This window comes from Bordetella genomosp. 9 (genome assembly GCF_002119725.1).
Classification (GTDB): Bacteria; Pseudomonadota; Gammaproteobacteria; order Burkholderiales; family Burkholderiaceae_B; genus Bordetella_C.
Window position 1 is genome coordinate 2,353,315 of sequence record NZ_CP021109.1, and the last position, 19,867, is coordinate 2,373,181.

General features: G+C 67.2%; 17 protein-coding genes. 8 read left to right on the forward strand and 9 right to left on the reverse strand.

Translation table 11 applies throughout. The annotated features are described in order from the left end of the window. The first annotated feature begins 251 nt into the window (after window positions 1–251). A complete protein-coding gene (locus CAL13_RS10915; protein ID WP_420042392.1) occupies window positions 252–3,101 on the forward strand; it encodes an autotransporter family protein in 2,850 nt (949 codons plus the stop codon). Between the two features lie 75 nt (window positions 3,102–3,176). Here the strand turns inward: CAL13_RS10915 and CAL13_RS10920 are convergent, their stop codons facing one another. The 6 genes from CAL13_RS10920 to CAL13_RS10945 form a co-directional block, all read right to left on the reverse strand. Further along, entirely contained in the window at window positions 3,177–4,043 is an 867-nt protein-coding gene (locus CAL13_RS10920; protein ID WP_086072388.1) for an HpcH/HpaI aldolase/citrate lyase family protein, read from the reverse strand. Then, complete coding sequence (locus tag CAL13_RS10925) at window positions 4,043–5,239, reverse strand: CaiB/BaiF CoA transferase family protein (RefSeq protein WP_086072389.1); 1,197 nt, start codon at window positions 5,237–5,239, stop codon at window positions 4,043–4,045. Before CAL13_RS10925 ends, CAL13_RS10920 begins: the two co-directional genes overlap by 1 nt. Further along, window positions 5,236–6,066 carry an FAS1-like dehydratase domain-containing protein gene (locus CAL13_RS10930; protein WP_086057418.1) on the reverse strand — a complete coding sequence of 277 codons (831 nt, stop codon included), beginning with the start codon at window positions 6,064–6,066 and terminating at the stop codon, window positions 5,236–5,238. The genes CAL13_RS10925 and CAL13_RS10930 overlap by 4 nt, the downstream gene beginning before the upstream one ends. A gap of 123 nt (window positions 6,067–6,189) precedes the next feature. After that, window positions 6,190–6,981 carry an enoyl-CoA hydratase-related protein gene (locus CAL13_RS10935; RefSeq protein ID WP_086072390.1) on the reverse strand — a complete coding sequence of 264 codons (792 nt, stop codon included), beginning with the start codon at window positions 6,979–6,981 and terminating at the stop codon, window positions 6,190–6,192. Next, the gene (locus tag CAL13_RS10940) at window positions 6,978–8,078 is read right to left on the reverse strand and encodes an acyl-CoA dehydrogenase family protein (RefSeq protein ID WP_086072391.1); all 1,101 of its coding nucleotides are present in this window, start codon (window positions 8,076–8,078) and stop codon (window positions 6,978–6,980) included. Before CAL13_RS10940 ends, CAL13_RS10935 begins: the two co-directional genes overlap by 4 nt. 52 nt (window positions 8,079–8,130) lie before the next feature. Next, a complete protein-coding gene (locus CAL13_RS10945) occupies window positions 8,131–9,339 on the reverse strand; it encodes an acyl-CoA dehydrogenase family protein (protein ID WP_086072392.1) in 1,209 nt (402 codons plus the stop codon). Window positions 9,340–9,579: 240 nt separating this feature from the next. Here CAL13_RS10945 and CAL13_RS10950 point away from each other — a divergent pair, with 240 nt between their 5' ends. Further along, window positions 9,580–9,978 carry a Zn-ribbon domain-containing OB-fold protein gene (locus tag CAL13_RS10950; RefSeq protein WP_086057422.1) on the forward strand — a complete coding sequence of 133 codons (399 nt, stop codon included), beginning with the start codon at window positions 9,580–9,582 and terminating at the stop codon, window positions 9,976–9,978. After that, window positions 9,975–11,147, forward strand: a complete 1,173-nt coding sequence (locus CAL13_RS10955; RefSeq protein WP_086072393.1) for a thiolase — start codon at window positions 9,975–9,977, stop codon at window positions 11,145–11,147. Before CAL13_RS10950 ends, CAL13_RS10955 begins: the two co-directional genes overlap by 4 nt. 20 nt (window positions 11,148–11,167) lie before the next feature. Here the strand turns inward: CAL13_RS10955 and CAL13_RS10960 are convergent, their stop codons facing one another. Further along, a complete protein-coding gene (locus CAL13_RS10960; protein WP_157664852.1) occupies window positions 11,168–12,166 on the reverse strand; it encodes a DUF3626 domain-containing protein in 999 nt (332 codons plus the stop codon). A 303-nt stretch (window positions 12,167–12,469) separates the two neighbouring features. Here CAL13_RS10960 and CAL13_RS10965 point away from each other — a divergent pair, with 303 nt between their 5' ends. Both CAL13_RS10965 and CAL13_RS10970 read left to right on the forward strand, forming a co-directional pair. Continuing rightward, window positions 12,470–13,438, forward strand: a complete 969-nt coding sequence (locus CAL13_RS10965) for a Bug family tripartite tricarboxylate transporter substrate binding protein (protein WP_086072395.1) — start codon at window positions 12,470–12,472, stop codon at window positions 13,436–13,438. A 180-nt stretch (window positions 13,439–13,618) separates the two neighbouring features. Then, window positions 13,619–14,599 carry an NAD(P)H-dependent flavin oxidoreductase gene (locus tag CAL13_RS10970; RefSeq protein WP_086072396.1) on the forward strand — a complete coding sequence of 327 codons (981 nt, stop codon included), beginning with the start codon at window positions 13,619–13,621 and terminating at the stop codon, window positions 14,597–14,599. Here CAL13_RS10970 and CAL13_RS10975 read toward each other — a convergent pair. Together CAL13_RS10975 and CAL13_RS10980 are read right to left on the reverse strand one after the other, a co-directional pair. Beyond that, window positions 14,580–15,572, reverse strand: a complete 993-nt coding sequence (locus tag CAL13_RS10975; protein WP_086072397.1) for a Bug family tripartite tricarboxylate transporter substrate binding protein — start codon at window positions 15,570–15,572, stop codon at window positions 14,580–14,582. The genes CAL13_RS10970 and CAL13_RS10975 overlap by 20 nt on opposite strands. Before the next feature lie 188 nt (window positions 15,573–15,760). Continuing rightward, entirely contained in the window at window positions 15,761–16,663 is a 903-nt protein-coding gene (locus tag CAL13_RS10980; protein ID WP_086072398.1) for a LysR family transcriptional regulator, read from the reverse strand. Window positions 16,664–16,834: 171 nt separating this feature from the next. Between CAL13_RS10980 and CAL13_RS10985 the strand changes: the two genes are divergently transcribed. The 3 genes from CAL13_RS10985 to CAL13_RS10995 are packed head-to-tail and all read left to right on the forward strand — an operon-like array spanning window position 16,835 to window position 19,823. Further along, window positions 16,835–17,746, forward strand: coding sequence for an SDR family NAD(P)-dependent oxidoreductase (locus CAL13_RS10985; protein WP_086072399.1), 912 nt, complete (start codon window positions 16,835–16,837; stop codon window positions 17,744–17,746). A gap of 10 nt (window positions 17,747–17,756) precedes the next feature. Continuing rightward, window positions 17,757–18,611 (forward strand): MaoC/PaaZ C-terminal domain-containing protein, encoded by an 855-nt coding sequence (locus tag CAL13_RS10990; protein WP_086072400.1) that lies wholly within the window; start codon window positions 17,757–17,759, stop codon window positions 18,609–18,611. Further along, window positions 18,612–19,823 carry a CaiB/BaiF CoA transferase family protein gene (locus CAL13_RS10995; RefSeq protein ID WP_086072401.1) on the forward strand — a complete coding sequence of 404 codons (1,212 nt, stop codon included), beginning with the start codon at window positions 18,612–18,614 and terminating at the stop codon, window positions 19,821–19,823. The last annotated feature ends 44 nt before the right edge of the window (window positions 19,824–19,867 follow it).

Consider the following 19,867-nt stretch of genomic DNA (forward strand, 5'->3'; position numbering starts at 1 on the left):
TGGTATCCGCTACGCGCGGATGGTATCCGCTGTGCCGATCTACATATTTCGGATAGCCCTATTTATCTATCTTCTGCTATCTGGATGGTATCCAGCGATCAAGTTCTTTGATCTCCATCAAAAGACGTATACATTGCGTCTTTTTCCGAAAAGGAGCTCATCCGTATCGCCCGGAAAACGCGGGCCGCCAGGACCGCGGCTGCAAAAGGTCCCCCACTGGGACTCCACCGACCGACTTACAAGGATCCACATTGACAAACGGCACAAAAATAAACGCCACCAGAAAGTGGCTTAAGGCGACTCTCGCGATCAGCGCGTCCTACTGCGCCGGCGCCGCCGCTGCGGACCTGACGGTCTCGCCCGGGGACACCCAGGTGTTCGACAGTTCCGCCCGCTTTCCTGGCGGCGTCGACGTCAACGGCGGCACGCTCGTGGTGGGCGGCAACGGCCCCGGCGCTGGCGTGACGATCGGCGGAAACATCAATGCCAACGCCAATGGCGCCGTCGCGGGCTTCGGCGCCGTCGATGGCGATCTGAACCTCTCCGGCAATGCGGCGGTTGCGCCGGGCTATCCCGTCGGCACGCCGACCGGCGTCTCCAATGGCAACCTCGTCGTCAAAGGCAACCTGTCGATGAGCAACGCCGCATTCAACTTCGAGACCGGCTATGCGGGCCTGCCCATCACCCAACCGGGCACCGGGGACAACATCACGGTCGGCGGCGATGTCGCGCTGAACAACGCGACCCTGAACGTCACCGTGAACACCGTGGGCGTCTCCGCCGGCTACTACCGCATCCTTTCCTACGGCGGCGCTCTGAGCGGCAACGGGCTGTCGCTGGGCACGGTCAGCGGCGACTCCCAGCCCGCCGCCACCATCCAGTCGCTCAGCGGCGACAAGCAGATCAACCTGATCCTGGGACCCGGCACGACCAATCTGTGGAACGGCAACGGCGTGGCGTCCGCCGCGCGGGCCGGCGGCGGCGACGGCACCTGGAGCGCGGCCAGCACCAACTGGAACAGTCCAGGCAACGCCACGGGCGCCCTGCCCGACGGCGGCTACGCGATCTTCACGGGTGCGCGCGGCACCGTAACGGTGGACGGCAGCGCGGGCCCGGTGCGCGTGTCGGGCATTCAATTCGCCACCGACCGGTATCGGCTGCAAGGCGCTCCCATTACCCTGGTGCCCAACGGCGGCAACCCGCCTGCCATTGTCGTCGGCGACGGCACCTATGCCTCCGGCCAGTTCGTCGACACGATCGACAATCCCTTGCAGGGCACGAACGGCTTCGTCAAGACCGGTCCGGGGTCGGTGATCCTGACGGCCGACAGCAGCGGCCTGACGGGCCCCATCCTGATCGCCGACGGCGCGCTGGAAATCGACGGCAAATTGAACGGACCGGTCGACATCGGCCGTGAAGTCGTGCTCGCGGGGGTGGGCCAGCTCGGCAGCACCACGCTCTACCCCACCGCAGTGATCGCGCCCGGCAACGACGGATCGCCCATCGGCACGCTGACCATCCAGGGCAATCTCACCTTCGGCCAGAACACCGTCTATCGCGTGCATGCGGACCCGGCCAGCAGCGCCAGCGACCACATCCACGTCACCGGCGTCGCCTCCCTGGACGGCACCGTGGCCCACATCGGGCCCGACGGCAACTATGCCCCTCGCACGACCTACAACATCCTGACGGCCGACGGCGGGATACAAGGCCGCTTCACGGGTGTTTCGAGCGCCTATGCTTTCCTGACGCCGTCGCTCAGCTACGACGCGCACAGCGCGTTCATGACGCTCGCGCGCAACGACGTGCCTATCGGCAGTGTCGGCGATACGGGCAACCAGGGCAGCGTGGGCGGTTCGCTGGACAACGAAGCGCCCCCCGCAGCCGGGGGCGGATCGCCACCGCCGGGCCAGACCGGAACGCCATCGGGTCAGAGTCCCTCCCCTGCGACGCAAACGGGGGCTCCTTCGGGGCAAAACGGGCCGTCCCCGGCGGCGGCCGGCAGCGCTCCCGCCAAACCGGCCGGCGTCAGCCAGGTGGCGGCAGCCGTCCTGTCCATGACGCCGGAGCAAGCGCGTTCGGCCCTGAATATGCTTTCCGGCGAGGCCTATGCCAGCAATATCAGCGTGCTGCAAAGCCTTGGCGACACCGTCCGCACACTGCCGCTCGCACACTTGCGCAGCAACCTGGATGCGCCTGCGCTGGCCGGTGCGCCCACGGCGCAATGGGGCCGGCCGTCGGCCGACGCCATGCCGGGAAGCGCCGCGCATCCGGTTTGGGCTCAGGTGTTCGGCAACTGGCGCACGTTTGACGGCGACGGCAACGCCTCGCGCGTACGTCAATCCGACGGCGGAATCTTCGTCGGCGGCGATGGCGCGGTGGGCGGCGGCTGGCGATTGGGCGGCGCGCTGGGCTACATCGGCAGCCATGCTTCGATGAGCGATACGTCTTCGCGCACCAGCGTTGACAGCTATACGGCCAGCCTGTTCGGGGGACGGAATTTCCAAGCCGGCGCCGGCCATTTCCGCTTCACGGCCGGTGCGGCGTACACCTGGCACGACATCGAGACCAAACGCGACGTGGCGGCCGGCAGCCTGAACCAGCGGCTCGAATCTTCCTATCGCGCCTCTTCGACCCAGGTGTTCAGCGAACTCGGCTACAACCTGCCGCTGGGCGATGCCTACAGCATCGAACCGTTTGCCGGCGTGGCCTGGAACCAGCTGCGCACCCGGGGCTTCAGCGAATCGGGTGGTACGGCCGCGCTGCACGGCGCGGGGAGCACCGACGACGTGACGAGCACCACGCTGGGGCTGCGCGGCGCCTGGCAGTTCGCGTCCGATGGCGCGCCGGGCCGCCTGACCGCCTCGCTGGGCTGGCGCCATGCCGCCGGGGACGTCAGACCGAGCCAGGCGCTGGCTTTCGACGGGGGCACCGGGTTCTCGGTGGCCGGCGTTCCGATTGCGCGCAATGCCGCCGTACTGGGCCTGGGCGCCGAAATGGCGATCGCGCGCAACACGACGGCGGGCATTTCCTACGATGCGCAGTTCGGCGGGGGCAACCGGCAGCAGTCGGGGGTGTTGAAGGTGGCGGTGCGTTTCTAGGCAAGGAGCCGAATCCCGCTGCTCATCATCAAAGAGATGTTGCTGACGAGCAAGGGATGCGGTGAGCGCCCGGGATCATGCCTGCGCCCGGGCCAGCACCTGCCGCGCGCGCGCGAGCACGGGCGCGTCGACCATCTGCCCTTCAAAGCGGAACGCGTTCACGCCGGCCTCGCTGGCGGCGGCCAGGACGCGGCGCGCCCAATCGACCTCGGCCTGCGCGGGACTGAACGCGTCCCGTATCGTCGCCACTTGCGACGGATGGATGCAGAGCATGCCGCCAAATCCCATGCGGCTGGCCCTGGACGCGGCGGCCTGCAGGCCGTCGAGGTCGTCGATGGCCGGATAGACGCCGTCCAGCGGCGCCGGCAGGCCCGCCGCCCGGCTGTGCAACAGGACCTGGCCGCGCGCCTGGTCCAGCAGCACCGCCTCGGCCTCGGAGCCATGGGCCAGGCCCAGATCCACGCCATAGTCCAGGCTGCCGAAGGCAAGCCGCGCCACGCCCTGCGCGGCTGCGATCGCCGCCACGTTGACCAGACCGCGCGCGCTTTCGATGATCGGGACCACGGGCACACCCGCGCCCGCCTGCGCGGCCTGGGCCGCGCATTCCGCCTTCGGCAGCATGATCGCCGCGACGCCGGCCTTGCCGCGCAAGGCGGCCAGGTCATCGCCATGCCAGGGCGTCGTCGCGTCGTTGACGCGCACCCAGATTCGAGCCTGCGGATGTGCGGCGAGAAACTCGACAAGCGCCTGCCGGGCCGCCGGCTTGGCGGCGGGTTCGACCGCGTCCTCCAGGTCGACGATGACCGCATCGGCGCCGCTGTTCAGCGCCTTCGGAATACGTTCGGGCCGGGAGGCCGGAACGAACAGGGCGCAGCGGACGGTGGCGGGGCCCCTCGGCGGTTCGCCTTGCGGCGGCGTTGCGTGCGTGGATTCCTGGCCCATTACACCGCCCCCTCCGCATGCAGCCGGCTGATCTGCGCGGCGTCATAACCCAGGCCCGCCAGTACCGCGTCCGTGTGCTGGCCGACCGCGGGAATCGCGTCCATGCGCGGCTCGAAGGCGCTGTTCGAACCGGGCGGCAGCAACGCCGGCAAGGCGCCCTTCGGGCTGTCGACCTGACGCCACCTGCCCCGCTCGCGCAATTGGGGGTGCGCCCATACGCCCGCCATATCGTTGACGCTGGCGTTGGCGATGCCGGCCTGCTCCAGCTTGTCCGTCACTGCGCCCAGGTCCATTTTGGCGAAGGCCTGCACGATCAGCCCGCGCAGGGCGTCGCGGTTCGCCGCGCGCGCGGAATTCGACGAAAAGCGATCGTCCAGGGCCAGCCCCGGCTGTTCCAGGACGCGATCGCAGAACACCTGCCATTCCCGTTCGTTCTGCAGCCCCAGCATGACGGTGCCGCCGTCGCCAACAGGGAAAGGTCCGTAAGGATAGATGGTGGCATGCGCGGCGCCGGCCCGCGGCGGGGGTGGCGCGCCATCGAAGGCGTAGTACATGGGGTAGCCCATCCACTCCACCATGCTTTCCAGCATGGAGACGTCGACGCGGCTGCCCTCCCCGGTTTTCTGGCGCAACAGCAGCGCATTCAGAATCCCCGAATAGGCGTACATGGCGGCGGCGATATCGGAGATCGAGCAGCCTGCCTTGGCCGGCGCATCAGGCGACCCGGTGACGGAGACGAAGCCGCTTTCGCTCTGGATCAACAAATCGTAGGCTTTCTTGTCCCGATACGGCCCGCCCTCGCCATAGCCGGAGATGTCGCACACGATCAGCCTGGGGTGCGCGGCATGCAGCACATCGAAGGACAGGCCCTGGCGCGCTGCGGCGCCGGGCGCCAGGTTCTGCACCAGCACGTCCGCATCGGCCAGCAGGCGCCCCAGCACTTCGCGCGCGGCGGGGTGCTTCAGGTCGAGCGTCAGGCTTTCCTTGGAGCGATTGGTCCAGACGAAGTGCGAGGACAGGCCCCGCACGCGCTCGTCGTAGTTGCGGGCGAAGTCGCCCACGCCGGGGCGCTCGACCTTGATGACGCGCGCGCCCATATCGGCCAACTGCCGCGTGCAGAACGGCGCGGCGATGGCATGCTCGAAACTGACGACGGTGATGCCGTCCAGGGGGCGAAGCGTAGCGGCGGCGGTCATTCCGAGAACCTCAGTTGGGCCAGGTGGGCCAGCGTGCCATCCTGCTCGGCCCACAGTTCGGCCTGGCCGGAGGCCGTGACGCGGCCGGCAACGTCGAAGGCCTGGGGCGCGATCAGCGGACGCAGGCCCCGATAGGAAAGGTGGTCCAGCCGCCTGCCCGGGTTCGCACGGCGAAAGGCGGCGACCATCATGGTGGCGATCAGCGGGCCGTGCACCACGAGTCCCGGATAGCCCTCTGTCCGCGTGACGTAGGGATGGTCGTAGTGGATGCGATGCCCGTTGAACGTCACGGCCGAATAGCGGAACAACAGTACGGGCGTCGGCACGACGGTCTCGCGCCATGCCGCGCTCGGGGCGGGCTCGCTGCCCTGCAGCCTGGGCGGCGCGGGCTGGCGGTAGACGATGTCCTGTTCTTCCGCGATGGCCAGCGCGCCCGCCTGCCAGTACTCATGTCGAACGGTCACGAACAGCAGGGAACCCGTGCGGCCCGCCTTCTCCTTGACGTCGGCGATGGTGGAGCGGCGCTCGGCGGGCACGCCGACACGCAGCGGCTCGCGGAAGTCGATGCGGCCGCCCGCCCACATGCGGTTGCGATCCGCAGCCGGCGGCAGGAAGCCGCCGCGGGCCGGGTGGCCGTCCTCGCCCAGTCCGTTCATCGGCGCGGCCGGGATGAAAAATGCCCATTGCCACAGCGGCGGCAAGGCTTCGCCAGGCCCGGGCGCGGGCTCGCCCAGCGTGACCGCGACGCGGCCGGCCAGCGTCGGGTCCAGGCCGTCCGCCATGGTCTCCGTACGGCCGATCCACGCAGTCGGATCGGGATGGTTCATTGTCTGTCTCCCTTCATGGTGATGTCGTGGCGTTCATGGCGATGTCGCACCCTTCTGGCGATGCCGCAGCGCCAATGGCCGCATCGAGGAACCGGCAAGGCATGGCGCACGCGCGTCGCGCGATCAGCGCCCCGCGAACCGGGCGGCGCGCTTTTCGGCGAAGGCCTTCATGCCTTCCAGATAGTCATCGGTATAACCCATCGCGCGTTGCAGGTCCGCTTCCAGGTCGAACTGCTGCATCAGCGTGTTGGCGCGCGAGGCGCGCAGCGCCTGCTTGGCGGCATTCAAGGCAAGCGTGGGCGCCTGCGACAGCGAGGCCTGGATGCCGGCCAGCGTATCGGGCAGATCGGCGTCCGGCACGCAGCGCCAGATCAGGCCATACTCCGCGGCCTGCCGCGCGGTCAGAGGTTCGCCGAACAGCGCCAGACCCATCGCCCTGCCCTCGCCCAGCAGGCGCGGCAGGAACCAGGTGGCCCCCATGTCTGGCACCAGGCCGATTTTGCTGAAGGCCAGCACGAACTTCGCCGATTCCGCGGCAAACACCACATCGCAGGCCAGCGCCAGGCTCATTCCCGCGCCGGCCGCCACGCCGTTGACGACGCAAACGACGGGCGCCGGCATGGATTGCAGTCGCTCCATGAGCGGACGATAGCTGGTGCGCAGGCCTTCCGACAGGTCGCGCCGTTCGCCCGCCGGCAAGGGCTTGCGATCGGCTAGGTCCTGTCCCGCGCAGAAGCCCCGCCCCGCGCCCGTAAGAATCACGCCGCGCAGGCCCGGCTCGGCGCCCGCCTGCGCAAGCGCGTCGGCGATTTCAGCGCGCATGACGTCGGTCAGGCTGTTGAGCCTTTCAGGACGGTTCAGCGTGATGCGGGCCACGCCTTCCGTCACGCGATAGAGAATCTGTTCGTAACTCATGCCGTCTCCGCCATGATGGCCAATTGTTCGTCCGTATCCCCGAACAGCAGCTCCACCACGGTCAATCGTTTGAAGAAGTCGCCCACTTCCAGTTCGTCGGTCATGCCCATGCCGCCGTGCAGCTGCACCGCCTTCTGGCTGACGAAGCGCGCGGTCCGCGCCGCCTCGATCTTCGCCGCCGCGATCATGCGCCGCCGCGCGCGTGCATCCGTTTCGGTCAAGGCGGCCACGGCAACATAGGCCATGGAAAGCGACAACTCCTTCGCCACGGCCATGTCGGCGATGGCGTGCTGCAGCGCCTGAAAGGCGGCCAGCGGCTGGCTGAACTGCCTGCGCGTGCGCAGATAGTCGGCCGTGATTTCCAGCAGCCGGGCGGTCGCGCCCGCGGCATGGGCGCACAGCGCAGCCGTGCCCCATTCCAGCGCCCGGGTCAGCGCCGCGCTGGCCGCCGCGCCGCGCGCCAATACGTTTTCGGGCGTCACCCGCACCTTGTCGAATTCGATGCGTGCGCAACTGGAACGGTCCAGCGTGCCGAAGCCGGCCGACGTGGCGCCCGGGGCGTCCGCCGGGACGACGAGCAGCACCGGCTCGCCGCTTTGCGTGTCCAGCGCTGAGACCACCCAGGCATGGGCATGCGCGCCATGCCACACCAGATGCTTGCATCCTTCGAGCATATCTCCGGACAGCCGGCAGTCCACCGGGTCGGTTGCGTAGCGCCGGCCCGGCTCCTGGTAGGCCACCGCAAGCACCGCCTGGCCGGAAGCGATGGCCGGCAGCCAGCGGCTCGCGGCGGCGGCATTGCCGCTGGCAGCGATTGCGGCAGCGCTCATCACGCCGCTGGGAATGACCGGCTCGTCGGCCAGCCCGCGCCCCAGCTCCATGTGCACGGGCAGCAGGCTGGCCGGCTCTTCCCCGAATCCGCCGTGTTCGGCATCGATCGTCAATCCCAGTACGCCCAGTTCCGCCAGGGCGTTCCAGGCGGCGGCGTCCAGGCGTCCCTGGCGCGCGCGCCGCCGCGCCTGCGACCACTGCTCGGTGACCAGGCGCCGCAGGCTGTCGGCCAGCATGCGCTGTTCAGTGCTGTATTCGAAATCCATGGTGTCCCGTCGTGTGGATAGCGGCTTCGCGCCGCGAAATGCGGCGCCCGGATCAAGCGCCGAGAATCATCCGGGCGATGATGCCCTTCTGGATCTCGGTCGTGCCGCCATAGATGGTGGTCTTGCGCATGTCGGCGTAGGCGGCGCCCGCTGCCGCCGTCATATCGCCGCCCGGACCATGGAAGCTTGCGTCCGCTTCCATCCAGTCCGGGTCGTAAGGCCACGCTTCTGGGCCGGCCACCTCCATCTGCAGCATGGCGAGATCCTGCTGGATCTCCGAGCCGCGAATCTTCAGCACCGAGGCTTCCGGCCCCGGCGGCGCGTCGCCGCGCGCAGCCGCGACCCGGTACAGCAGCATCTCGAGCGCCATGATGTCGACCTCCACGCGCGAGATGCGGTCCCGCATGCGCGGCGCTTCGATCATCGGCCGGCCGGAAGACGACGGCATGCGCGACGCCATTTCCTTGAGGATGCGCAGTTCGCGGTGGCAGTGGCCAAGGCCTGCAATGCCGGTACGCTCGTGACCCAGCAGATATTTGGCGTAGGTCCACCCCATGCCTTCATCGCCGACGCGCTGCGTGACCGGCACCTTGACGTTGTCCAGCCAGACCTCGTTGACGTCGTGCCCGCCGTCCAGCGTCTTGATGGGCCGCACCGTGACGCCGGGTTGACGCATGTCGATCAGCAGCATCGAGATTCCGGCCTGCGGCTTGACGTCGGGGTCGGTGCGCGCCAGGCAGAACATGTGGTCGGCGTACTGGGCCAGCGTGGTCCAGGTCTTCTGGCCGTTCACCAGGTAATAGTCGCCGTCGGGGCCGCTCACCCGCTCGGCCCGCGTCTTCAGCGATGCCAGGTCGGATCCCGAGCCGGGCTCCGAGTAACCCTGGCACCACCAGTCGTCCACCCGGATGATGCGCGGGAGCAATTCTTCCTGCTGCTGCGCGGAGCCGTACTTCATCAGCACCGGCCCCAGCATGGACAGGCCGAAAGGCAGCAGGCGCGGCGCGCCGCCGGCATAGCATTCGATTTCGAACAACAGGCGCTGCACCGGATTCCATCCCGTGCCGCCGAACGCCTTCGGCCACGTGGGCGCGCCCCAGCCATGCGCGTCCAGGATACGGTGCCAGCGCACGTAATCGTCGCGATGCAGGCGCCGATGCCGCATCACCTTGTCGCGGATGTCGGCGGGCAGATTGGCGGCCACGAAGGCGCGGACCTCTTCCCGGAAGCGGCGCTCTTCAGGCGTCCACGTCAATTGCATCGTCTCTCTCCATGGCTCCCGTCGTCGATCTCGGGCGGGCACCCAGCTTACCGGCCCGCCCGCCGCGCGGACAATCTTGCTCTGCGAAAGCCCCGCTTTCGTTCAAGCGAAGCGCGCACGCTTGCGCGCAAACGAAGCCCTGCTTCAGCAATGCAAAATGGTCAAGCCGGCGCCACCCGATACACACTGCGCGCAGGGCGCCCGCGATGGCGCTGCCCGCGACAACATCCGGTGGAGACCATGACACAGCCCAGCCCCGGCCCGCAGACCGGCGCCGACCTGCATTACCAGCAGGCGCTTGCCCAAGGCCAGTTCCTGATCCAGCAATGCGACGCCTGCGCGCGCGCCGTCTTCTATCCCCGCATGCTCTGCCCGCATTGCGGCAGCGATCGCCTGGCCTGGCGCGAGCCGAGCGGCCGCGGCACGGTGTATTCGACCACCGTGGTGCGCCGCAAGCCGGAAGCCGGCGGCGACTACAACGTGGCGCTCGTCGACCTGGACGAAGGCGTGCGGCTGATGAGCCGTGTCGAGGGCATGCCGCCCGCGGACGTGCGTATCGGCATGCCGGTCCAGGCCAAGGTGGTCGTACGTGAAAACGGCGGCCTGCTGGTATTCGTCGCACGGGAGCAACAGGCATGAATCTGAAGGATCTGCGCGGGCGTACCGCCATCGTCGGCGTCGGCCACGCCGGCCTGGGCCAGGCCCACGGCTACACGGAAATGGAAATCCTGGCGCAGGCCGCGCATCGCGCCGTCGCCGACGCCGGGCTCACCATGCAGGATATCGACGGCATTTGCACGGCCAGCGTGGCGGCCACGATGTGGGCCATGCCGGTGATCGAGCATCTGGGCATCCGCCCGACCTTCATCGATTCGACCATGCTCGGCGGCTCCAGCTTCGTCGCGCACCTGCTGCCGGCCATGCATGCGCTGGAAACGGGACAGTGCAATGCGGTGCTGGTCTGCTACGGGAGCACGCAACGCACGTCGACGCTGTCGCGCGCCGAGATCGGTCGCGTCCGCAAGAACTTCGATCCGCAGCCTTACGAGACGCCTTACGACCCGCTCAGCCCCCTCAGTTCCTATGCGCTGGCCGCCGCGCGCCATATGCACCAGTACGGCACCACGCGCGAACAACTGGCCGAGGTGGCGCTGGCGGCCAGCAAGTGGGCCCAGCTGAATCCCGAAGCCCAGCGCCGCGATCCCATCACGCTCGATGAAATCCTTGCCTCGCCCATGGTGTCGGACCCGCTGACCGTGCGCGACTGCTGCCTGGTGACGGACGGCGCCGGCGCCTACGTGCTGGTGCGCGGCGACCGCGCCCGCGACATGCCGCGCAAGCCGGTGTACGTGCTGGGCAATGCCACGGCGGTGTGGAACCGGCAGATTTCCTCCATGCACGACCTGACCGTCACGGCGGCGCAGGCGTCGGGCCGGCGGGCGTTCGACATGGCCGGCCTGCGGCCGGCCGACATCGACGTGCTCGAGCTTTACGACGCCTTCACCATCAACCCCATCCTGTTCCTGGAAGACCTGGGCTTCTGCGCCAAGGGCGAAGGCGGCGCCTTCGTCTCGGGCGGCCGCATCGCGCCCGGCGGCGAACTTCCCGTGAACACCAATGGCGGGGGCCTGTGCTGCGTGCACCCGGGCATGTACGGCATCTTCATCACCATCGAAGCCGTGCGCCAGTTGCGCGGCGGCTGCGGCGACCGCCAGGTGCGGGACGCGCAGCTCGCCCTGGTGCACGGCAACGGCGGCACGCTATCGAGCCAGTCCACCGCCATCCTTGGGACCGCCGATACCTTATGAACATGAACTCCGTTTCTACATCATTCGACCATATACATCCTGAAGCCATGCCGGTAGGCGAAACTCTCCGCGTGCTTGATGATCTGGTCGCGTTGATAGGCCTCATGCACGAACGGGGCGGCCGTGTCAAACACATCGCTCCTCGATATCACCATGTAATCGATATCGCGTGAGAACACGACATCGGAATGCAGCTGAATCTCGATATAGCTGAGAAGCTTCTCGCTGTCGGGGAATTTCGGCACATAGGCTTCCGACAGGTACTGTTTCTGGCCAGTGGTATAGGCATACACCTCCTTCAGCGTAAAGGGATGCAGGTAATAGAGCAGCTTCGGCATCTCGTGATAGCGCGCGATGGTCTCAGATGAACTCCGCACTTGTCCGCCGTACTCGTGCCTGCGCCGGCGCAGATCATTATTCGCGGCGAACGTATCGCAATGACAGTAGGTGCCTACCGTTTTCATGTACTCCTTCAGGACGAAAAATGAGGTCCCATAGTAGCCAGTCCCCGCACCGCCGTGACGGTAGTAGGCATAGTCCAACGCCGCGTAGCGCGGCCGCATCATGGGATACGCCCGCCAATTCGAGCCGTAGTGCGCAATCTGCTGTCTTACCGCGGCAACGTTTCCGCCGGGCGGCGCCGGCCTGTACCTGGCCTTGCCCTGGTAGTCGAAAAGACGTTTTTCCACTTCGTCGCGCGGCTTTACCGAATGCGTTGCACCTATGCCGCTCGCGACACGTTCGAACGTATTGATGTAATTCTCGTAGGGGCAAGGCTTCAGGAAGAAGTTCTTCACGGAGAAGTTGATCGTCGCCCGCCCATTCTGCAGCGTGTAGATCATGCCCCTGTACCAATGGAGTTCTTCCCCCTTGGGAGGACGACAAATTTCCACGAAGCGCTTGAATGCTGCCTGGTTGTAGTCCCTATCGTCGGCTTGATAGCTGATCATCCCGACGACATGATTACGCGCAAGGCGCGCGTGGGCGTAGGCGTAGGCTTTGGGAATCGGGCCGGTCACAGTTACCTCCATCGCGATAGATTGCGTAAACGTTTTCCACTCGTTGATTGCCGCTTCGCGCACGGGTCAGAACGAGCGAAAGACAGGAAAGAACGATGAGAGAAGTTAAGGTATCCAGTCGCCGCCGCACATACGAAATTTCTAGTGTGTTACGGATAGTCGTTACCGCGCCGCCGCTCGAGTCGGCCCGGAACGCGTCATCGTGACTGCCGGAGCCTCGGGGGCCCTGGCGCTGGCCTGCGCCGTCGCCACGCGGCTGTTGCTTCGCAGGAAAAGAGTGGGCCCTTCCCCAGGAGACAAACGATGAAACGCCACATGCTGTTCGCTGCCGCCATTATCATCGCCTGCGCGCCATCGGCGCCCGCGCAGGCGGCCTATCCGGATCGTCCTATCCGGCTGCTGGTCGGCTATGCGCCCGGCGGCCCGGTTGACACCACGGCGCGGGTATTCGCCAAGTATCTGACGGACAAGCTCGGCCAATCCGTCGTCGTCGAGAACCGGTCGGGCGCGAGCGGCATGATTGCCCTGGACGCCACCGCCAAGGCGGCGCCGGACGGCTACATCCTGGCCTTTGCGGCCAGTCCACCATTGACCATGTCGCCGCATGTGCAGCAAAGCAAGCTGTTCGATCCGCGCACGGACTTCACGCCTATCGGCATGATCGTCGACTACACCAACGTCCTGCTGCTTGGACCGCAGGCGCCGGTGAAGACCGTTCAGGAGCTGATCGCGTATGCCAAGGCGCATCCCGGCAGCGTCACCTTCGGGTCCGCGGGCAATGGCGCGTCCAACCATCTGTCCGCCGAACTGCTCAAGCAGCAATCGGGCGCGCCCATGATGCATGTTCCCTACCGCGGCAATGCGCCCGCCATGTCGGACGTGATCAGCGGCCGCATCACGTTCATGTATGACATCACCAGCACAGCCATCCCTTTCATCAAAAGCGGCAACGCCAAGGCCCTGGCCGTCACTTCCAAGGCCCGCAACCCCGAACTGCCTGACGTGCCGACGATGATCGAATCCGGCCTGAAGGACTACGAGGTCGTCGGCTGGTACGCGCTGATGGGCCCGCCGAAGCTGCCGGAAGACGTGACGGCAAGGCTGGTCAAGGCGCTGAACGACGTGCAGGCCGATCCGGCCTTTCGCAAGACCATGGTAGACGGAGGGTATACGTTGAATAATGGCGACGCGAAGGCGCTGCGGCAACGCATCGGCCATGAATACGAGCTTTGGGGCGACGTGGTCAAAAAGGCGCACATCACCACCAATTGAAGCCCACCCCCGAAGCGCTGGCGCGCTTCCCCCTCAAGGGGGCGAGGCCGGCGGACCGGCGAAGCCGGATCCGCGGCGTCCTGGCTTGGGGGCGCCTGTGCGGTTGTGGGGATGGTGCTTCGGCCAAGAAAACCCATCTGATCTGACGCCGGCGGACCGGCGGAGGGTATAGGAGCTTCTATGAACGCCCTGCAACGTCTGCGCGCTCGGACGCGTCTTCCGGTCATCGCGGCGCCCATGTTCCTGGTATCGGGGCCGAATCTCGTTGTCGCACAGTGCGTCTCGGGCGTGATCGGCGCCTTTCCGTCGCTCAACGCCCGCCCGCAGGAGCAGTTGCCCGACTGGCTGTCGCGCATCGAACGCGGTCTGGCCAAGGCCCGGGAAGCGGATCCCGGACGGCTCATCGCGCCGTATGCGGTGAACCTGATCGTCCACGAGTCCAACCCGCGCTGGCGCGGGGACTTGGCCATATGCGTCGAACACCGCGTGCCGCTGGTCATCACTTCGCTGCATCCGCCCGACGCGGTGGTGAAGGCCGTGCACGATTACGGCGGACTCGTGATGCACGACGTCACCACCGTGCGCCACGCGCGGCGCGCACTGCAGGCCGGCGTCGACGGGCTGATCCTGGTGGCGGCGGGCGCCGGCGGCCACGCCGGACGTATCAACCCCTTCGCGCTGGTGAACGAGGTCCGCGCCTTCTACGACGGTCCCTTGGCGTTGGCGGGCTGCATCGGCCGCGGCAAGGACATTCTGGCCGCGCAACTCATGGGCTGCGACTTCGCCTACATGGGCACCCACTTCATCGCCACCGAGGAGTCCCTGGCGTCCGCCGGCTATCGGGACATGGTGGTGGCCGCAACGGCGGACGACATCGTCTATACGCCCTACTTCTCGGGCGTGCCGGGCAACTATCTGCGGCCCAGCATCCAGGCGGCCGGCCTGGATCCGAGCGCGCTGGACGTCCGCCCGGCGGCCGCCGTCAACCTGGACAAGAGCACCCGGCCCAAGGCCTGGAAGGACGTCTGGAGCGCCGGACAGGGCGTGGGCGCGGTGCAGGAAGCCCTGCCGGTTTCCGTGCTGATAGACCAGCTGGCCATGGAATACGACGCGGCGCTGCGCGCCGCGCGCGAGCTGCCCTTCAGCTCCCCTCTTCGATGACGATGTTGGCCTTGGTGATCACGTCGTGCCACTTGGCCAGCTCGGACGCCAGGAAACCGCGGAATTCCTCGGGCGTACCGGGCATCGGCTCGGCGCCGGCGGCCAGCATGCCCTTGGCCGTTTCGGCATCGCTCAGCGCCTTGACCAGGTCGGCATTCACGCGCTTGATCACATCGGCCGGCGTGCCGCGCGGGGCCAGCAGGCCGCTCCAGGAATACGCCTCGTAGCCCGGCACGCCGGCTTCGGCGATGGTGGGCACCTCGGGAAACAGGGCCGACCGCTTCAGGTTGCCGACGCCCAGCGCCCGTATGCCGCCGTTCTTCAGGTGCGGTACGGCGGAAGGTCCGTCGGCGAACATCACTTGCACCTGCCCGGCCAGCACGTCCTGCATTGCCGGCGCGCTGCCCCGATACGGAATGTGCTTGATCTTCGTGCCCGTCATGCTGTTGAACAGCTCGCCTGCCAGATGCGTGCCGCCGCCCGTGCCGGACGACGCAAACGACAATTCGCCGGGATGGGCCTTGTCGTAGGCGATCAGCTCCGCCACGGATTTCACCGGCAATTTGGGGTTGACCACCAGCACGATGGGAAATACCGCCGCCATGCCCACGGGCTCGAAGTCCTTCTGGATGTCGTAGCGCAGGTTGCGGCGCAGGCTGGGCAGCACGGCGTGGTGGATCGACGCGAAGAAGTAGTGATAGCCGTCGGGCTCCTGCTTGGCCGCGTTCTGTGCGCCCACGATGCCGCCCGCGCCCGCGCGGTTGTCCACGATGGTCGGCTGCGACCACATCTGGCCGAGCGGGCGTGTGACAAAGCGCGTCGTGGTGTCGACCGGCCCGCCCGGCGGAAACGGCACGATGAAGTTCACGGGGCGATCGGGCCAGGCGGCCGCGCGGGAAAGAGATGGAAGCGAGGGCATCGCCAGGGATGCGCCCAGGCCCGCAAGGATGCGGCGGCGGTGCGGGTTGTGCATGGTGGTCGTCTCCGAATATTTTTGTTGTGGCGCACAAGGACATGCGATGCCCCGGCGCACCCGCGCATTATTCGCCGAGCCGCGATGGAATCCGCTTCTTTTTTGCCTAACCCCGGCTTCAGTTGGGCCGCATGCGCCGCACCGCGCCCGGCCGATGGGTGCCCGCGCCGGCGACCCGCGTCCCGGCCCTAGTTGTCCGCGGCGGCGGCCCGCGCCAGGTGTTCGATGAATTTTTCCGCGAAGCGCGGCAAGTCCCGCCCACGCTGCCGGCACAGCAGGCGCTCGCGCTGTGCCCACGGTTCCTCGATCTTGAGCACGTGCAGCGCGTTCGGCTCGCTGTGGTGGCGCATGCATCCACGCGGCACGACGGCCACGCCCACGCCGGCCGCCACCATCCGGCACACCGCTTCGAAGCTGTTCACATGCACGCGCTGCATGATGGTCTTGCCCAGCCCCGACGCAATGTCCTCCAGGAAAATCTGGATGGCGCTATCCGGGTGGATGCCCACGAACTGGTAGGTGTCGAGCAGGTCGGCGAAGCGCACGGATGTCTTTTCGGCCAGCGGGTTCTTCACCGAAGTCACGACCACGAGTTCATCGCGGAACAAGGGCATGACATCCAGTCCTTCCACGTCCACCGTGCCGGCGACCAGCCCGAGATCGCCGGCGCCGGCGCGGATGGCCAGCGCGATGTCGCCGGAGATCTTCTCCTGCAGCTCGATGTGCACGTCGGGATACTCCGCCAGGAAAGACGACAGCGCGTCGGCCAGGAAGGAATTCGTCGACGTGGTGTTCGCCAGCAGGCGAAGGCGTCCCTTGATCCCGCTGGAATACGGCTGCAGGTCCGCGTTCAGGCATTCCAGTTGGCCCAGCACCACGCGCGCATGTTTGAGCAGCACCTCCCCCGCCGGCGTCAATGCCACACCGGTGGCCTGGCGCACCAGCAGGCGGGTCTTGAAGGCCTCCTCCATATGCTTGATGCGCGCGCTGGCGGCAGGCAAGGACAGGAAAGTTCGCTCCGCCGCGCGGGTAAGACTGAGCGTGTCGCCCACGTTCACAAACAGGCGTAGGTCTGTCAGGTCATGTCTCATTGCCGCACCGTTCCACCACACAAAAGGGGGGTGTCTCGAATATTGAATTCTGTTGTCTCGGCCGACAATCTACCATGCGGGCAGCGATTCCTGGATCGGGCAAAGCCCGTAAGCGCCGAGCCCGGCGCTGCACCGGCGGCCGGATAACACCTCAAGGCAGTGGAGAGACGAATGAACGGAATGGTTTCCGGCAAAGTGGTCGTGGTAACCGGCGCCGGTGGCGGCGTGGGCCGCGGCGTTGCCCTGGCCATGGCCAAGGCAGGCGCCAAGGTGGTGGTCAATGACCTGGATCTGAAGCAGGACGGAACGGGCGGCCCCGCCGCCGCCGTCGTCAAAGAGATCATCGACGCGGGCGGCCAGGCGGTGGCCTGCACCGACAGCGTCGCCAGCTACGAAGGCGCGCACAACAATATCAAGACCGCGGTCGACGTCTTCGGCCGCATCGACGCCGTCGTCAACAACGCCGGCAATCTGCGCGACCGCGTTTTTCACAAGATGAACGAGGAGGAGTGGCGCCAGGTGCAGGACGTGCATCTGAACGGCTCCTTCTTCATGAGCCGCGCCGCCGCGCCCTGGTTCCGCGAGCAGGAGTCGGGCGCCTTCGTCCACATGACCTCCACCTCCGGGCTGATCGGCAACTTCGGCCAGGCGAACTACGCCGCCGCCAAGATGGGGATCGTCGGCCTTTCCAAGTCCATCGCGCTGGACATGGCGCGCTACAAGGTGCGCTCCAATTGCATCGCGCCCTTCGCCTGGACCGCGATGACCAGCTCCATCCCCGCCGACACGCCCGAGGAAAAAGCGCGCGTGGAAAAGCTCAAGAAGATGGAGGCCGGCAAGATCGCCCCGCTGGTGGTCTATCTGATCAGCGACGCGGCGGCCCAGGCCGGCATTACGGCGCAGATTTTCTCGGTGCGCGCCAACGAGATCATGCTTTTCTCGCAGCCGCGCCCCCTGCGCACGGTGCATCATGCCGAAGGCTGGACTCCGGAATCGATCGGCGAGATCGCCATCCCCGCGATGCGCAAGCACTTCTACGCGCTGGAACGCTCCCCCGACGTCATCGACTGGGATCCGATCTGAGGCCGCCATCATGCCGTTGGACTACGACACCATCAAGCACTGGCGTTTCGAGGATTTGCCTCATCGCTACACCGAAAAGGACACCATGCTGTACGCCCTGGGCATCGGCCTGGGCGAGGACCCGGTGGATCCCGCCCAACTGCGCTACGTGTATGAGCAGGGGCTGCGGGCGTTTCCGACCATGAGCGTGGTGCTGGGCTATCCCGGCTTCTGGATGCGCGACCCGCGCGCGGGCGTGGACTGGGTGCGCGTCGTGCACGGCGAGCAGCGGCTGACCATGCACGCGCCGCTTCCCGCGCACGGTACGGTGGTCGGCAAGAACCGCATTACGCATGTGATCGACAAGGGCGCGGACAAGGGCGCGCTCGTCGTCACGGAACGCACGCTGCACGACGAGAGCGGGCGCTGCCTGGCGACGCTGGCGCAGACCAGTTTCTGCCGCGGCGACGGCGGCCTGGCGCGCAGCGATGCGCCGCCCCCGGCCTTGCCCGACGCGCCCGACCGCGCGCCCGATCGCCAGGTCAGCCTGCGGGTGTCGCCGCGCGCGGCCTTGATCTACCGGCTCAGCGCGGACATGAATCCCTTGCATGCCGACCCGGCGGTGGCGCGCAAGGCCGGCTTCGAGCGCCCCATCCTGCATGGCCTGTGCTCCTACGGCATGGCGGCCAGGGCGGTGGTGCAGGCGTGGGCCGATGGCGATGCCGACCGGCTGGCCCGCCTGGACGTGCGGTTCCGCTCGCCGGTCTATCCCGGCGAGACCCTGACCTTCGACATGTGGCGCGAAGGGGATGAGATCCGCTACACGGCGCGCAGCGCCGAACGCAACATACTGACGCTGACCGGCGGCGTCGCAAAGGTGAACTAGTTGAGCAGCAACCGCCCTCCCCCTCTAGACGGCATTCGGGTGCTGGACCTCAGCCGCATTCTGGCCGGTCCGTGGTGCACCCAGAACCTGGCCGACCTCGGCGCCGACGTCATCAAGGTGGAACGCCCCGGCGCCGGCGACGACACGCGCGGCTGGGGGCCGCCCTATATGAAGGGCCCCGACGGCAAGGATACGTCGGAGGCCGCCTATTACCTTTCCTGCAATCGCAACAAGCGCTCCATCACGGTCGACTACGCCAGCCCGGAAGGCGCCGATCTGATCCGCCGCATCGCCGCGAAGAGCGACATTCTCGTCGAGAATTTCAAGGTGGGCGGCCTGAAGAAGTACGGCCTGGATTACGACAGCCTGCGCGCCGTCAATCCGCGGCTCATCTACTGTTCGGTGACCGGGTTCGGACAGACGGGACCCTTTGCCCAACGCCCGGGATACGACTTCATGATCCAGGGCATGGGCGGACTGATGAGCATTACCGGCGAGCGCGACGACCTGCCCGGCGGCGGTCCGCAGAAAGCCGGCGTCGCCGTCACGGACATCATCACCGGGATGTACGCGACGGTGGCCGTGCTTGCGGCGCTGCAGGAACGGCATCGCAGCGGCCTGGGCCAGCATCTGGACATCGCCCTTTTCGACTGCCACGTCGCGATGCTGGCGAACCAGAACTCCAACTATTTCACGAGCGGCAAGGCGCCGCGCCGCGCGGGCAATGCGCACCAGAACGTCGTGCCCTATCAGGTCTTCGCCACCAGCGACGGCCACATGATCGTCGCCACCGGCAACGACGCGCAGTACCGCGCGTACTGCCAGGCGATCGGCGCGCCCGAACTCGCCCAGGATCCGCGTTTTCTCACCAACAGCCTGCGCGTCACGCATCGCGACGCGCTGATCCCGCTGCTCGCCGAGATCATGGCCACCGGCCGGCGCGACGACTGGATCGCCCGGCTGGAGGCGGTCGGCGTGCCTTGCGGCCCCATCAACGACATCGCGCAGGCATTTGCCCATCCGCAGGCCACCGCACGCGGTTTGCGGCAGGAGATCCCGCACCCGCTGGGCGGCACCGCCCCCGTCACGGCCAGCCCCTTGCGTTTTTCCGGGTCGCCGGTCCAGTACCGCCGTGCGCCGCCCCTGCTGGGCCAGCACACGGAAGAAGTGCTGGCGGAACTGCTGGGCACACCCCTGGACGCATCGCGGTAGCCGCCGCCGTGCCCGTGCCGGCCTTTCATCGAATCATTTTTGCG